Source organism: Micromonospora sp. NPDC049836, assembly GCF_044465125.1.
In the GTDB taxonomy this organism is placed as follows: Bacteria; Actinomycetota; Actinomycetes; order Mycobacteriales; family Micromonosporaceae; genus Micromonospora.
Genome location: NZ_JBITLH010000015.1, coordinates 82473 through 97367, shown reverse-complemented (window position 1 = coordinate 97367; position 14895 = coordinate 82473). Strand labels below are relative to the sequence as shown.

The following is a 14895-nucleotide window of genomic DNA, read 5'->3' as shown; positions in this document are numbered from 1 at the left end:
CCCCCGGTGAGCACCACGAGTGGTCCGGGTTCCCGGCCCCGCGCCCGCACGGCGAACGAGCCCCGCACGCGCGCCGCACGCCGCGGGGACCGGGTGCGGTGAGTGGGCCGGGTTCGCGGGCCGAGCAGCCGCACGGACCGGGCGTGAGTGGACCGGGTTCCCGGGCCGGGGAGCCGCACGGGCCGGGCGCGGTGAGTGGGCCGGGTCCGCGGGCCGGGGAGCCGCACGGCCCGGGCGTGAGTGGACCGGGTTCCGGGGCCGGGGAGCCGCACGATCTGGGCGCGGTGAGCGGGCCGGGCTCGCGGGCTGGCCAGGCGCGGAGGCAGGGCGATGCGGCGGATGGGTCGGGTGCACCGGCGCGGAACGCGGCCGGTGTCCGGGCCCCCCTCGCTCCGCCGGTGGCCGCCGTCCGGCTCGCCGTGCGCCGGGCGTTGACCGGGCTGCCCGGGGCCGGGCCGGTGCTGGTGGCCTGTTCGGGCGGTGCCGATTCCCTCGCGCTGGCCGCCGCGACCGCCTTCCTGGCGCCCCGCCTCGGCCGCCGGGCCGGCCTGGTCACCGTCGACCACGGCCTGCAACCCGGCTCCGCCGAGCGGGCCGGGGCGGTCGCCGCCTGGGCCCGGGAGCAGGGGTTCGATCCGGTCGAGGCGGTGCCGGTGCGGGTCCCGGGCCGGCCCGGCGGCCCGGAGGCGGCCGCCCGCGCGGCCCGGTACGAGGCACTGGCCGACGCCGCCCGGCGGCACGACGCCGCCGCGGTGCTGCTCGGCCACACCCGGGACGACCAGGCCGAGACGGTGCTGCTGGCGCTGGCCCGGGGCGGCGGCCCGCGTGGTCTCTCCGGCATGCCGCCGCGCCGGGACCTGGCCGGGGTGCCCCTGCTCCGCCCGCTGCTCGACGTCGCCCGCGCGGAGACCCGGGCGGCGTGCGCTGCCCTCGGCCTCCGTCCGTGGCAGGATCCGCACAACACCGACCCGGCGTACGCCCGCTCGCGGGTCCGGGCGGACCTGCTCCCGGCACTGGTCGACGCGCTCGGCCCCGGGGTGGTGGCGAACCTGGCCCGGACCGCCCGGCTGCTCGCCGCCGACACCGCCGCCCTCGACGACCTGGCCGGCGCCGCGCTCGCCGACGCCCGGTGCGCCGAGGGCGGCCTCTCGGTCGACGCGCTGGCCGCGCTCCCGGCGGCGGTACGCACCCGGGTGCTGCACGCCTGGGCCCGCGAGCTGGGCGCCGCGCCGGCCGCCCTGTCGCAGCGGCACGTCGCCGCGCTCGACGCCCTGGTCACCGACTGGCACGGCCAGGGCCCGGTGCACCTGCCGGGCGGCCTGCCGGTCCGCCGCCGCGCCAACCGCCTCATTCGCTGACCCCCCCGGCCCACCGCGATCGCCGCCGCGCCAACCGCCTCACCCACTGACCGCCCCGCCCACCGCGACCCGTCCTGGACCGGGACGGTCCCACCCCGCCCTTCCCGCCGCGAGATCGACTCCGGTCAGGCACGCCCACCCCTGGCGTGATCAACTCCGGTTGCGGCAATCCGGCCCTTCCGCCGCGAAGGAAGCCACGAGATGCCGCACGTCGTGAGCGCGCCGGCCGTCGTGGGCGCGGGTGGGGGGTCTCGCGGGGAGCCGCCGGAGGCGGTAGACAGGGGCGCATGGCGTACCCCAGACAGCCGCTCCTGGCCCCCAACGGTGCCGTCGCGACCAGCCAACCGCTCGCGGCGGCCGCGGGTCTGGCCGTGCTGCGGCGCGGCGGCAACGCCGTCGACGCGGCGCTGGCCACCGCGATCACCCTGACCGTGGTGCAGCCGCCCTCCAACGACATCGGGGGCGACCTGTTCGCGATCGTCTGGGACGGCGAGCGGCTGCACGGGTTGAACGCCTCCGGGCGGTCCCCGGCGGCGCTGACCCGTGAGCTGGTGCTGACGGCGACCGACCGGCGGGGCGCGGAGCCGGTCGAGGCGTTGGGTGGGGCCCAGGCGGTGGGGCCGGTGATGCCGGCGCGGGGCTGGCTGCCGGTGACCGTGCCGGGCGCCCCGGCCGGCTGGCGGGACCTGCACGAGCGGTTCGGCTCGCTGCCCTTCGCCGAGCTGTTCACCGACGCGATCGGGTACGCCGAGCAGGGCTTCCCGGTGGCCCCGGGTACCGCCGCCACCTGGGCCTACGGGGTGGCCGGGCACGCCGGGCTGGCCGGGGCGGAGTACGCCGGGTTCGCGCCGACGTTCACGGTGGACGGCCGCGCCCCCGGGCCGGGGGAGCGGTGGCGCAACCCGGAGGCGGCGGGCACGCTGCGGCGGATCGCGGAGAGCCGGGCGGCGGACTTCTACCGGGGGCGGATCGCGGCGGCGATCGACGGGCACGCGGCCCGGACCGGCGGTTTCCTCACCGGCGACGATCTCGCCGCGCACACCTCGACCTGGGTCGACCCGGTCTGTGTCCGGTACCGGGGGCACGAGGTGTGGGAGTTGCCGCCGAACGGGCAGGGGATCGCCGCGCTGCTGGCGCTGAACGTCCTGGACGGGGTGGAGTTGGCCGCGCTCTCCCCCGAGGAGCGGCTGCACTGGCAGATCGAGGCGGTGAAGCTCGGCTTCGCCGACGCCCACGCGTACGTGGCCGACCCGGAGCGGGCCGACCTGCCGACCGCGGCCCTGCTGGACCCGGCGTACGCGGCGGGCCGCCGGGCGCTGGTCACCGAGCGGGCCGGGGATCCGGTGGCCGGCGAGCCGGAGCGCGGCGGCACCGTCTATCTCTGCACGGCGGACTCGGGCGGGATGATGGTCAGCCTGATCCAGTCGACGTTCATGGCCTTCGGGTCGCACGTGGTGGTGCCCGGGTACGGCTTCGCGTTGCAGAACCGGGGCCTCGGGTTCCGGCTGGAGCCGGCGCACCCGAACGTGGTGGGGCCGGCCAAGCGGCCGTACCACAGCATCATTCCGGGGTTCCTGACCCGGGGCGGGGCGCCGGTCGGCCCGTTCGGGGTGATGGGCGGGCACATGCAGCCGCAGGGGCACGTGCAGTTGGTCTCGGCCACCGTCGACGCCGGGCGGGATCCGCAGGCCGCCCTGGACACCCCGCGCTGGTACTGGCACGCCGGGCGGATCGTGCTGGTCGAACCCGACCTCGATCCCGCGGTGGTGGACGCCCTGCGGGCCCGCGGCCACGAGGTGGTGGTGGCGGACCAGCCGGCCGTCTTCGGGTACGGACAGGCCATCTGGCGCCACCCGTCGGGCGGGTACGTGGCCGGCTCGGAGTCGCGGGTGGACGGGGCGATGCTGGGCTGGTGATCAGGCCTCGGCGCGTTCCCGGAAGGTGGTCCGGTAGGCCTGCGGGGTGGTGCCGACCCGGCGGGTGAAGTGGTGCCGCAGGGCGGCGGCGTCGCCGAAGCCGGCCTGGCCGGCGACGGTTTCCACGCTCAGCCGGGTCTCCTCCAGCAGCCGCCGGGCCAGCAGCACCCGCTGGTTGGTCAGCCAGTCGTGCGGGGTGGTGCCGGTCTCGGCGCGGAACCGGCGGGCGAAGGTCCGGGGCGCCATCCCGGCCCGGCGGGCCAACTCGTCCACGCTGACCGTCCGGTCCAGGTGGCCCATCAGCCACTCCAGCACCGGCTCCAGGGTGGGCGCCTCCGGCGCCTTAGGGATGGGCGCCTCGACGTACTGGGACTGGCCGCCGTCGCGGTGCGGCGGGACGACCATCCGCCGGGCCAGCCGGGTGGCGGTGGCCGAGCCGTGCGCCTGGCGGACCAGGTGCAGGCAGGCGTCGATCCCGGCGGCGGTGCCGGCGCTGGTGAGCAGCCGGCCGTCCTGCACGTAGAGCGAGTTGCACCGCACCCGGGCCGCCGGGAAGCGCTGTTGCAGGTCGTCGACGTGCTGCCAGTGGGTGGTGCAGTCGCGCCCGTCGAGCAGCCCGGCCTCGCCCAGCACGAACGCCCCGGAGCAGACGCTGAACACCCAGGCGCCCCGCTCGGCGGCCCGGCGCAGCGCGGCCAGCGCCGGCTCGGGGACCGGTGCCCCCTCGCCGTGGGCGGGCACCGCGACGAGGTCGGCGTCCTCGAACGGGGTCAGGTCGGCGGTCGGGGTGACCAGGAAGCCGGAGCGGCTGCGTACCGGGGCACCGTCGGCCGTGCAGACGTCGAACCGGTAGCCGGGGAAGCCGTCGGCGGTGCGGTCGGTGCCGAACACCTCGGCGAGGACGCCGAGTTCGAACGCGGCGACGTCGTCGAGGGCGAGAACGGCGACCGAGCGAAGCATGTGACGAGGGTAACCCACGAGGTGGCAGGAAATCGACGTGCATTGGCATCTCTGCCACTGTCCGGCCGGTGCGGTCGGGCGCAGACTTGCTGGTGTCCGGTGCGCACCGGCGGCGAAATCGACATCAACCATGCGAAAGCGAGCGCCGCCATGACCGTCCTCCTGCTCCTGCTCTTCCTCCTCTTCCTCCTGGCCGCCAGCGCGACCGGGCTGACCGCCGACAGCCGCGACTCGGCCGACTGGAAGCCGACCGACGACGGCCGCCGCTGGCGCTCCCGCACCTGCTGAGATGATTTGCGCCAGCTGCGCCGAAAATCCGCGGTGGGACCGCGCCAAATGGGGCGGCCCCGCCGACGGCGGCCATCCGGCGTACGGCAGGCTAGGAGCATGGCTGACGGCTCCTGGTACGACGCCGACATCGACCACGTGATCATCTCCGAGGCGCAGATCCGCGAGAAGACCGCGGAACTGGCCAAGCAGGTCTCCGCGGACTATGCCCACGTCGACGACGGTCTCCTGCTCGTCTGCGTGCTCAAGGGCGCGGTCATGTTCATGGCCGACTTCGCCCGGGCGCTGGGCCGCCAGGGCCCGCCCGCCGAGCTGGACTTCATGGCCATCTCCTCGTACGGCCAGGGCACCACCTCCTCCGGCGTGGTCCGCATCCTCAAGGACCTGGACCGGGACATCGCCGGCCGGCACGTGGTGGTGGTCGAGGACATCGTCGACTCCGGCCTGACCCTCTCCTGGCTGCTGCGCTACCTCGAGTCGCGCTCCGCGGCCAGCGTCGAGGTGGTCGCGCTCTTCCGCAAGCCGGACGCGATCAAGGTCGAGGTCCCGGTCAAGTACGTCGGCTTCGACATCCCGACCGAGTTCGTGGTCGGCTACGGCCTGGACTTCGGCGAGCGCTACCGGGAGCTGCCCTACGTGGGCGTGCTCAAGCCCGAGGTGTACGCCCGCAACTGATCGTCCGGGGTCCGTCAAGCGGACATTCAGCGGGCTCTCAGCCTTCCGGACTACGGTAGAGGCCGGTGGCGTGGAGGCACCCTCCATGCCCGACCCCTCGCACCGCGTGACCGGGCGGTCGGAAGGTCGGGCGGGGAGTCCTCGTCACGCCGGCTCAGACCCGGGTTCGCCGTACGCGTAAGCGCCGGGCCCGCACGCTCACATCTGGCCCGAACGATGTTCCGGATGTATGCGACTGCGGGGCTCGCAAGCTCACTTCTCGCGCGCACGGTGTACCGTCGAATGACCGTGGCGCGGCAGTTGGCGCGCCCCGGGGTCGGGGCCGGCCCGCACGGCGGCTACGGCGCCGCCCGAGGCGGCGACACCATTCAGACGGTCAGGACGTCGATCAGGAGGATGCGGGCGCTCCGGCGCCCGACGACAGCATGGAACGTACGCGTTTCTTCCGCCGACCGGTGGTCTGGATCATCCTGGTCATCCTCGGCGCCGTTTTGCTCAGTCAAGTCTTCACGGCTGGCCCCAGCTACCACCGCGTGGACACGTCGGTGGCGCTCGACCAGCTCCATACCGCGAAGATCGAAAAGGCGGTCTTCCAGGACAAGGAGCAGACGCTCCAGCTCAACCTCGCGCAGAAGACCAAGTTCGGTGACACCACCACCGACCGGATCGAGGCCCAGTTCCCGTACGAGGTGGGCAACCAGGTCTGGAACGAGGTCCTGGCGGCCAAGGCGGCCAACCGGATCACCGGCCCGGCCGACACCAAGGTCTCCTCGGACAGCATCTGGGTGAGCCTGCTGGTCAACCTCCTCCCCATCGCGCTGCTCGTGCTCCTGCTGCTGTTCTTCATGTCGCAGATGCAGGGCGGCGGCTCGCGGGTGCTCAACTTCGGCAAGTCCAAGGCGAAGATGATCACCAAGGACACGCCGAAGACCACCTTCGCCGACGTGGCCGGGGCGGACGAGGCCGTCGAGGAACTGCACGAGATCAAGGACTTCCTGCAGAACCCGGCGAAGTACCAGGCCCTGGGTGCCAAGATCCCGAAGGGCGTGCTGCTCTTCGGCCCGCCCGGTACCGGTAAGACCCTGCTCGCCCGGGCGGTCGCCGGCGAGGCGGGCGTGCCGTTCTACTCCATCTCCGGCTCGGACTTCGTGGAGATGTTCGTCGGTGTCGGCGCCAGCCGGGTCCGCGACCTCTTCGAGCAGGCCAAGTCGAACGCGCCGGCGATCGTCTTCGTCGACGAGATCGACGCCGTCGGTCGGCACCGCGGCGCCGGCATGGGCGGCGGCCACGACGAGCGGGAGCAGACGCTCAACCAGCTCCTCGTCGAGATGGACGGCTTCGACACCAAGGGCGGCGTCATCCTGATCGCCGCCACCAACCGGCCGGACATCCTCGACCCGGCGCTGCTGCGCCCGGGCCGCTTCGACCGGCAGATCCCGGTCGACGCCCCCGACATGGAGGGCCGCAAGGCCATCCTGCGGGTGCACGCCAAGGGCAAGCCGTTCACGCCCGACGTCGACCTCGACTCGGTCGCCCGGCGTACCCCCGGCTTCAGCGGCGCCGACCTGGCCAACGTGATCAACGAGGCCGCGCTGCTCACCGCCCGCAAGGACCAGCGGGCGATCACCAATGACTCCCTGGAGGAGTCGATCGACCGGGTGATCGCCGGTCCGCAGCGCCGGACCCGGGTGATGAGCGACCAGGAGAAGAAGATCACCGCGTACCACGAGGGTGGGCACGCGCTGGTCGCCTGGGCGCTGCCGCACGCCGCGCCGGTGCACAAGGTGACCATCCTGTCCCGGGGTCGGTCGCTGGGCCACACCCTGGTCCTGCCGACCGAGGACAAGTACACCCAGACCCGGGCCGAGATGATCGACACCCTGGCGTACGCGTTGGGTGGCCGGGCCGCCGAGGAGCTCGTCTTCCACGAGCCCACCACCGGCGCCGGCAACGACATCGAGAAGGCCACCCAGTTGGCCCGCGCGATGATCACCCAGTACGGCATGAGCTCCAAGCTCGGTGCGATCAAGTACGGCACCAGCGGCGACGAGCCGTTCCTCGGCCGCAACATGGGCCACGAGCGGGACTACTCCGACGCGGTGGCCGCCGAGATCGACGGCGAGATGCGGGCGCTGATCGAACTGGCCCACGACGAGGCCTGGGAGATCCTGGTGGAATACCGGGACGTCCTGGACAACATCGTGCTCGAGCTGATGGAGAAGGAAACCCTCTCCACCGCCGACATGGCCCGGATCTGCGCCCGGGTGGCGAAGCGCCCGCCGATGGCCCCGTACCACGGCTTCGGCAAGCGCCAGCCCTCCACCGAGCCGCCCGTGCTCACCCCCGCCGAGAAGAACGCCCTCAAGGCGCAGGCCCAGGCCGACGGCGCCTCGGTCAGCGGTGCCCCGTCGAGCAACTCGGACGGCACGCACTGAGCAGCGACCCGACGGCCAGCTCCCCCTACCGGGAGCTGGCCGTCTCCGCGACCGAGCCCGACGACGGCGACGGGCTCGACTTCGTCGCCGCCCGCCTGATCAGCGGCAAGCTGACCGGACGTCCGGTGGAGGAGACGGTCGACCTCGGCCGGATCGAGAAGGCGGTCCGGGAGATCCTGATCGCCGTCGGCGAGAACCCGGACCGGGACGGTCTCCAGCAGACCCCGGCCCGGGTCGCCCGCGCGTACGCCGAACTCTTCGCCGGGCTGCGGGTCGACCCGGCGCAGGTGCTCAGCACCACCTTCGAGGCCAACCACGAGGAACTCGTGCTGGTCCGGGACATCGACGTGATGAGCCTCTGCGAGCACCACCTGCTGCCGTTCCGGGGCAGCGCGCACATCGGCTACATCCCCGGGCCGGACGGGCGGATCACCGGCCTGTCCAAGCTGGCCCGGCTGGTCGAGGTCTTCGCCCGCCGGCCCCAGGTGCAGGAGCGGCTCACCTCGCAGATCGCCGACCTGCTGATGACCAAGCTGGAGCCGCGCGGCGTCATCGTGGTGCTCGAGTGCGAGCACATGTGCATGGCCATGCGCGGCATCCAGAAATCCGGCGCGAAGACCATCACCTCGGCCGTGCGGGGCAGCCTCCAGCGGGACGCCAAGTCCCGCGCCGAGGCGATGTCCCTGATCCTCCACCGCTGAGCGGCCAGCTCACCGCGCTGACGGCGGACCCGCTCGACGGGGCCGCCGCGCCGGGGCGCCCGACGTCAGCCGCCGGCCAGCATCGCCAGCAGCAGCCCGGCCGTGGCCAGCACCGCCGGGACCAGGCAGACCAGCGCGCCGAACCGCGGCGTCCGGTCCACCCGGTCGGTCGGCCGGGGCCGGAACAGCCGCCCCACCGCCAGCCAGCCCGCCATGAACGCCACCGCCGGCATCGGCAGCCCGACCACCAGCGCCAGGATGCTCACCGGTCCGGTGCCGGTGGCCAGGAAGAGCACCAGTTGCACCAGCGGGACCAGCAGCGCCAGCGGCCCGTACACCAGCAGGTTGCGCGGGCGCGCCGGCCAGCGGGCCAGCCGGGGCAGGCCGCGCGCCGCGAGCGTGTCGTCGGCCGCCTCCGCCCAGCCCCGGGCGGCCAGCAGGGCGGCCAGCACCGCCGCCGGCCCGCCCGCCATCGCCCGCGCCGACTCGGTGACCTCCGGCGGGGTCGGCACCAGCGACAGCGCCGCCACGCCCAGCTCCCGCAACCGCGACTGCTGCGGCGCCAGCCGCTCGCGTACCGCGATCAGCTCCTCGCGGGCGGCGGCCACCGACCGGGCCTGCTCGCCGGCGGCGGTCGCCGCGGCCCGGCGTACCCCGTCCAGTTGCCGGGCCGCCGCCACGTAGTCCGCCCAGGCCGCCCCGGCCGGGTCGGCCGCCGTCGCCGGCCCCGCCGGGCGGGACGCCGGGACGGCCGTACCGGTCTCGGTCACGCCGGCTCCTCCCCGAACGGCACCAGAACCGTCCCCTGCTCGCCCGGGCCGTCCCAGAGCATCGCCCGGCCCGGCCGGGGTCGCCACGCCACCGGCCGGTCGAAGAGCTGCTCCAACCGGCCACCCGGCACATCCGTCACCACCACGGCGGTGAGCTTGTCGACCTCACCCTCCGGGCCGACCAGCCCGGCCAGCGGTGCCACCGACCGCCACCAGCCGAGCAGATGCCGCCCGGCCGGCGGCCCCTCCAGCAGCAGCGTGCGCAACAGTTCGGGCGGCAGCTCACGGGCGTCCGGCACGTCCAGCCCGAAGACCACCAGGTAGCCGGGTTCGCCCGCCTCGACCGCCGCCCGCAGTCCGGCCACGTCCACGGTCCGCACCACGTGCCGCTCGGCCAGCTCGCCGGCGAGCGCCGCGGCCGGCTCGGCCGACCCGTTCGCCAGCGGCGCCAGCACGAACCGCGCCGGGCCGGGCTGCACGGCCGCGCTCCGGACCGCGGTGACCAGCAGCCGCTCCGCCTCCTCGTCCCGCCCCAGCACGGCCAGGTTCCGGCCGGCGGCCGGCCCGAGAGGCACGGCCACCGTGCTGCGGTGCACGTCCACCGCCCGACCGAGCAGCGCGGCCGGGGTGTGCGCCCGCCCGGCCAGCGCGGCCCGGTGCCGCGGGTCGTTCGCGAGCAGCGGCCGGGCGTACCCGGCGAAGACCACCGGCGGGGCGGCGTCCGCCGGGCGGGCCGACCAGAGCCGGTGCCGCAGCTCGGCGAGGACCTCCGGAACCGCGTGCGGGTCCGGGAAGCGGATCATCCGTTCGTGACCCCGGGTCGCGCCGCGCGGGCCGCCGAGGCCGCCGGCCGTGTTCACCACCGCGCTGCCCACCGGCAACCCGGCCGCCGCGTCGTTCGTCGGCTCCAGCACCGCCGACCCGCCGGGCAGCGCCACCCGGACCGGGAACTGGCCGAGCAGCGGATCACGCGGACCCCCGACGCCCATGTCACCCTCGCCGGCCAGGACCAGATGGATCCCGTACGCCCGGCCAGCGCGGGCCAGCGCGTCCAACCGGCTCAGCAGCTCGGTGGCGAGCCGGTCCCGCTCCCGCAGCAGCAGCGGGAAGCTGTCGATCACGCAGACGATCCGGGGCAGCGGCTGGTGCTCGCGCAGCTCCGCGTACCGCTGGCCGCCGGCCCGCCGACCCGCGTCCTCCCGCCGGCGCAGCTCCGCCTCCAGCTCGGCCAGCAGCTCCGCCACGTACTCCCGGTCGACCGCCATCCCGGCGGCCCGGACCTGCGGGACCCAGGAGCGGTCCCGCTCGGTCTGCAGGAACTCCACGAAGGACTCGCCCTCGGCCAGATCCGCGAGGTAGAACACCAGCTCGTCCGGCCCGTACCGGGCGGCCAGCCCGAACAGCGCGTTGGTGAGGAACGCCGACCGGCCGGCCGCCGACCGGCCGCTGACCAGCCAGTGCGGGGTCAACTCGGTGAAGCCGAGGCTGACCGGCCGGCCCGCCGCGTCACCGACCATGGTGGAGAGCCCGTCGACCGAGCCCGCCGACCACAGCTCATCGGCCGGCAGCAGGTCGGTGAGGGCCAGCCGGGAGCCGTCCTCGATCTGCTGGGCCAACCGGCGGCAGACCCCGCCGACCAGCTCCCCGGGCGGGTCCTCGGCCAGGAAGACCGGGGCGTTCAACCCGCCGGGCGGCTCCGCCCCCGGACCGCCGTACGCGGCCCCCGGCGGGTCACCGACCAGCGCGTACGCGGTCCGCACCGCGATCGTGGTGGCCTGGGGCAGCGGGGACGGGGCCGACCAGCCGGCCACCACCAGGTGCAGCCCGGCCCGGTGCCCCCGGGCGGCCAGCTCCTCGATCCGGGCGAGGTCCGAGGGGGCGGCGCCGTCCGGCAGGGCGGCCACCACCAGCAGCAGCGTACGGTCGTGCCCGCGCTGTCGGGCCGTGCCGGCGGCCACCCACTGCTCGGCCTCGGCCAGGACCGCCCGGAACCCGGCCAGATCCGTCGCGGGCGGCGGCAGGAGACCGGCGTCGGCCAGCGCCGCGAACCCGGTGAAGGTGGCCGCCGTGCCGTCGACCGACCGGGCCAGCAGCGCACCGGCCGGAGTCGCGGCGAAGAGTCGCAGCAGCAGCGCCCGCAGCAGCCCGGCCACCCGAGGATCCGCCGCGTCGGCGTCGACCGCCAGGTGTCCACTGCCGAGCAACGGCACCAGCGCGGGGAACCGGGCATCGTCCAGCGGCGCGGCGGTGCCCACCCGGACCAGGGGCGGCGGCCCGTCCCCCGGCGGTGTGGCCACGCTGAGGCGCTCCAACGGGTCACCCGCCCAGCCCGGCGCGGCAAGCGCGGCGGCGGCGCGCAGCCGCTCCGCCAGCTCGTACTGCCGGTGGTGGTCGGCGGGCGCGGGACGGATCTCATCGAGGATGGCGGCCGCGGCCGTCGCGGTGGCCTCCGCCCGCCGGTGCAGGACGGCGGCCCTGGCGGCACGCGCCTTCGGACTCGCCATCGCGTCCACCCCTCTCCCGAGGCCGACCACTCCTCCCGAGCTGTGACGGTATCCCAGCCGGGGTCCGTCCCCGGGGATGTCGATCGGCGCTGCGCCCGGTCTTTACCCCGCGGGTGAGCAGCCTCACCCGGTACCGACCAACCCGCCGTTTCGCGCGCCGGACCCGTGCGCCCGTCACCCGCCACCCTGCCTCGCCACCTCGCCCTGTCGGCGTCGAACGTGCAGTCGCTGGGGGACCACGCCCTGGCCGCCCGCGCCGGCACACGGTGACCGGCAGCCGCGAGGACCGCGTCGGTTGGCCGCCGCGCCGGCGGTTCGCCACGATCCGCCAGATCCGAGGCATTGGGTACGCGCCGCCTAGCCGATAGCCTCAGGAGGTGGAATCAGTGCAGCCCCCCGCCGGTTCCCAGGTCTCCCGGGTACCGGCGCAGCGGACCCCGCCCGAGCAGTTGGCGCCCCCCGCGCCCGCTCCGGCGCCGGTGCGCCCGCGACGGCGGCTGCGGACCGTGCTCGCCGTCGTCGCCGGGGTGCTGGCCCTGCTCTGCGGCACGGGCGCGGTGGCGGGTTTCATCCTGTACGACCGCGCGACCGCCCCGGACCGGAGCGCCCCAGACGTCGTGGTGGACAACTACCTCCGCGCGTTTCTGGTCGATCGCGACGACACCAAAGCCAAGGAATTCGCCTGCGGCCCGGGAGGTGACCTTGGTGCCGTCCGCGAGCTCCGCAACGAGCTTGAGCAGCGTGAAAACAACTTCGGTGTGGTGGTTCGCGTGAGCTGGGGGCCATTGACCACGGTGAAGAACGATGATGGTGAGACCGTGACCACGACGTTGACCGTGGCCAGTTCGGCCGATGGTCAAACCCGGAGCAGCCGTCGCGAGGATTGGCAATTCCGGGTAGTAGAGCAAGATGGTTGGAGGGTCTGCGGGGCAGGCAAGATCAATTAATCTGGTCTTACTCCAACCAGAGCAGATGCACGGGCACTTCCAGCGTGGAGGGTGCCTGCCCGCGCCATGCCCACCGGTACCACTCCAGCTCCGGTGCCACCCGCACGCAGATGTCCCCGTCGGCGCCCGAGTAGGTCTCGGTCACCGCGCGCAGATCCCGGTGCTCGGTAACGCCGGTCACGTGCACCACCCGGCGGCCGGTCACCGCGTCCGCCTCGAAGACGGGCGCGGGTGGCCGGCGCACGGGCGCGTCCAGCGAGACCAGTCGCAGGTCGGCGGGAGACGGCCCGACCGCCGACTGTCGTTCGCCGACGGTCTCCACCCAGACCCGCTCCACCGGCACCAGCGGCGCGAAGACCTCGATCTGCTCGGACTCGGCGCGGTACCACTCGTGCTCGGGGATGATCGGCACATACGTCCGGCTGCCCTGCACCACCCGCTCGTCGGCGCGCAGGTCACCGCGCCAGCCGAGGCCGGGCAGGCCGACCAGCACCCGCCGGCCGCGCAGGTCGGTCCGGCCGGCGGCCGGCACGATCTCGACGGGTCGGGGTGGCCGCGGCGCCCAGTCGGGCTGGTCCGCGAACGGGTCGGGCAGCGGGTTGCTCATGCCTGGGTCAACCTCAGGCGGTGCTGCCCAGTGGCGCGCCGCGCTGGCGCATGAACGGCACCGGGTTGATCGCACCCCGGTTGGACCGGTCGCTGTCCAGGTGCACCTCGAAGTGCAGGTGCGGGCCGGAGGAGTTCCCGCTGGTCCCGGAGAGGCCGATCTCATCGCCGGCCTGTACCGACTGGCCGGGCACCACGGCGGGTCGCTGGATCATGTGGCAGTAGCGGGTGATGTAACCACCGGCGTGCAGGATGTCCACGAACCAGCCGCAGCCGCCCTTGCCCGGCCAACCGTCCCGGTCACAGTCCCGCCGGCCCGAATGGTCCGGGTCGCACCGCGCCACCAGCACCCGGCCGGCCGTGGCGGCATGGATCGGGGTGCGCTTCTGCGCGGCCAGGTCGACGCCGTTGTGGCTGGGCCGCTCCCTGGTGCGGAAGCCGGAGACGACGCCGCCGGGCAGCGGGGCGGTCCAGCCGGAGGCGGCGATCCGGGCACCGGCGGCGGCGTCGCAGACCGCCTTACCGGCGAGCTGCACCGTCCGGGCGGCGCCGCCGGCCAGCGCGTCGACCAGCCGGCCGGCCAGGTCCTCGTGCTTCGCGTACGCGTCCGGAAACGCGCTGACCTGGACCTTCTGCGCAACCACGGTGAGCGGTCGGCGCTCCCAGTTCGGCACCTTGAGCAGCTTGTCGTAGAACTTGTCGGCGGCGTACGACGGCGTCAGCCGCTGCTGGACGGTGCCCCAGCCGGGCCGCTGCTGGAACAGACCCAGCGAGTCGTGGTCCGACCCGACGCCCTCGTGCGGCAGCGCGAGCGACGCCGGAATCTTGCTGTTTGCCAGGTTGCGTAGCCCGGACTCCTGCATCGCGGTGGCCAGCGCGATGACCCAGCCCCGGGCCGGGATCTTGCGGTCCTGACCGACCTTGATGATGATCGCCGCGTTGCGGACCTGGCCCTCGCCGTACTCGGTGACGCGGGGCATCTTGCCGGTGACGTCGACCCGGCGGCCCGGGTCGCAGGCCAGGCCGGCGGTGAGCGCGGGATCCTCGTCGCCCAGCTCGGTGAGGAGGAACGCCCCGGCGCCGCCGACGCAGCAGAGCAGGGTGAGCACCAGCGTCAACGCCGTGGCCAGCACGCCGAGCCGCAGTTTGCGGCGGCCGGCGGCCACCACCCCCGGGGCGCTCACTGGCGCTCCCAGTCGACCGCGTCCACCAGCCAGCGGCCGTCCGGGGCCACCAGTTCCAGCCGGAGCCGACCGTTGTCGAGCGGGACCAGCGCCTCCACGAAGGACTCGGTACGGGGGCGCAGGGTCACCTGGCCGGTCACCCGCCGGGCGGGAACGCTCTCCGGGTCGGCACCCGTGAGCTTCTCGGTCAGCGCCGGGGTGGAGAGCGGCCGCAGCCGGGCCTGCCACTGCTCCGCGTTGCTGCCCGGGCCGGTCAACCAGGCGGCGGTGAACCGCCCGGCGGCCTGTGCGGGCGCGACCTCACCGGGGCTGGTCCGCGGGGAGACCGCCGCGGGCGGGCTGGCCAGCACCCCGTCGTCGCCGGCCTCCGGGTCGACCGTGCTGATCGGCTCGTCCGGTCGGGTGCTCAGCCCGGATGCCGGGTCGACCGGGCCGGAGACCAGCCGGGCCGCGCCGATCACGCCGAAGATCAACGCCGCGATCACCAGCGCGACGCCGAGCCGGGACCGCAACACCCGGGTGAAGAGGAACTCCAGCGCGCGACGCATCGG

At 74.7% G+C, this 14895-nt stretch carries 13 protein-coding genes; 7 read left to right on the top strand and 6 right to left on the bottom strand.

Translation table 11 applies throughout. The features are described 5' to 3' along the window. Positions 1 to 398 precede the first annotated feature (398 nt). Both tilS and ACIBPB_RS29345 read left to right on the top strand, forming a co-directional pair. The gene (tilS, locus tag ACIBPB_RS29350) at positions 399 to 1358 is read left to right on the top strand and encodes a tRNA lysidine(34) synthetase TilS (protein WP_396842679.1); all 960 of its coding nucleotides are present in this window, start codon (positions 399 to 401) and stop codon (positions 1356 to 1358) included. 287 nt (positions 1359 to 1645) lie between these two features. Further along, complete coding sequence (locus ACIBPB_RS29345; RefSeq protein WP_396842678.1) at positions 1646 to 3274, top strand: gamma-glutamyltransferase family protein; 1629 nt, start codon at positions 1646 to 1648, stop codon at positions 3272 to 3274. Here the strand turns inward: ACIBPB_RS29345 and ACIBPB_RS29340 are convergent, their stop codons facing one another. Next, on the bottom strand, positions 3275 to 4234 hold the full coding sequence (locus ACIBPB_RS29340) for a GlxA family transcriptional regulator (RefSeq protein WP_396842677.1): 960 nt from the start codon (positions 4232 to 4234) through the stop codon (positions 3275 to 3277). It abuts the gene before it with no gap. A gap of 150 nt (positions 4235 to 4384) precedes the next feature. Between ACIBPB_RS29340 and ACIBPB_RS29335 the strand changes: the two genes are divergently transcribed. The 4 genes from ACIBPB_RS29335 to folE all read left to right on the top strand — a co-directional run bounded on the left by ACIBPB_RS29335 (position 4385) and on the right by folE (position 8333). Beyond that, positions 4385 to 4522: a hypothetical protein gene (locus ACIBPB_RS29335; RefSeq protein WP_357316876.1), complete on the top strand. Its 138-nt coding sequence runs from the start codon at positions 4385 to 4387 to the stop codon at positions 4520 to 4522. Positions 4523 to 4621: 99 nt separating this feature from the next. Further along, positions 4622 to 5197 carry a hypoxanthine phosphoribosyltransferase gene (gene hpt, locus ACIBPB_RS29330; protein WP_046564182.1) on the top strand — a complete coding sequence of 192 codons (576 nt, stop codon included), beginning with the start codon at positions 4622 to 4624 and terminating at the stop codon, positions 5195 to 5197. 425 nt (positions 5198 to 5622) lie between these two features. Then, entirely contained in the window at positions 5623 to 7632 is a 2010-nt protein-coding gene (gene ftsH / locus ACIBPB_RS29325) for an ATP-dependent zinc metalloprotease FtsH (RefSeq protein ID WP_396842675.1), read from the top strand. A gap of 35 nt (positions 7633 to 7667) precedes the next feature. Next, positions 7668 to 8333: a GTP cyclohydrolase I FolE gene (gene folE, locus ACIBPB_RS29320; RefSeq protein ID WP_396842723.1), complete on the top strand. Its 666-nt coding sequence runs from the start codon at positions 7668 to 7670 to the stop codon at positions 8331 to 8333. A gap of 65 nt (positions 8334 to 8398) precedes the next feature. On the opposite strand, the gene ACIBPB_RS29315 is transcribed toward folE, so the two are convergent. Both ACIBPB_RS29315 and ACIBPB_RS29310 read right to left on the bottom strand, forming a co-directional pair. Continuing rightward, on the bottom strand, positions 8399 to 9103 hold the full coding sequence (locus ACIBPB_RS29315; RefSeq protein ID WP_396842674.1) for a hypothetical protein: 705 nt from the start codon (positions 9101 to 9103) through the stop codon (positions 8399 to 8401). Beyond that, positions 9100 to 11616 carry an FtsK/SpoIIIE domain-containing protein gene (locus ACIBPB_RS29310; protein WP_396842673.1) on the bottom strand — a complete coding sequence of 839 codons (2517 nt, stop codon included), beginning with the start codon at positions 11614 to 11616 and terminating at the stop codon, positions 9100 to 9102. The genes ACIBPB_RS29315 and ACIBPB_RS29310 overlap by 4 nt, the downstream gene beginning before the upstream one ends. 377 nt (positions 11617 to 11993) lie before the next feature. Between ACIBPB_RS29310 and ACIBPB_RS29305 the strand changes: the two genes are divergently transcribed. After that, on the top strand, positions 11994 to 12554 hold the full coding sequence (locus tag ACIBPB_RS29305) for a hypothetical protein (RefSeq protein WP_396842722.1): 561 nt from the start codon (positions 11994 to 11996) through the stop codon (positions 12552 to 12554). Between the two features lie 7 nt (positions 12555 to 12561). Here ACIBPB_RS29305 and ACIBPB_RS29300 read toward each other — a convergent pair whose 3' ends face one another. The 3 genes from ACIBPB_RS29300 to ACIBPB_RS29290 are packed head-to-tail and all read right to left on the bottom strand — an operon-like array spanning position 12562 to position 14892. Beyond that, positions 12562 to 13161 (bottom strand): hypothetical protein, encoded by a 600-nt coding sequence (locus tag ACIBPB_RS29300; RefSeq protein WP_396842672.1) that lies wholly within the window; start codon positions 13159 to 13161, stop codon positions 12562 to 12564. Positions 13162 to 13174: 13 nt separating this feature from the next. After that, positions 13175 to 14344: a M23 family metallopeptidase gene (locus ACIBPB_RS29295; protein ID WP_396842671.1), complete on the bottom strand. Its 1170-nt coding sequence runs from the start codon at positions 14342 to 14344 to the stop codon at positions 13175 to 13177. After that, positions 14341 to 14892 (bottom strand): hypothetical protein, encoded by a 552-nt coding sequence (locus tag ACIBPB_RS29290; protein WP_396842670.1) that lies wholly within the window; start codon positions 14890 to 14892, stop codon positions 14341 to 14343. Before ACIBPB_RS29290 ends, ACIBPB_RS29295 begins: the two co-directional genes overlap by 4 nt. Between the last annotated feature and the right edge of the window lie 3 nt (positions 14893 to 14895).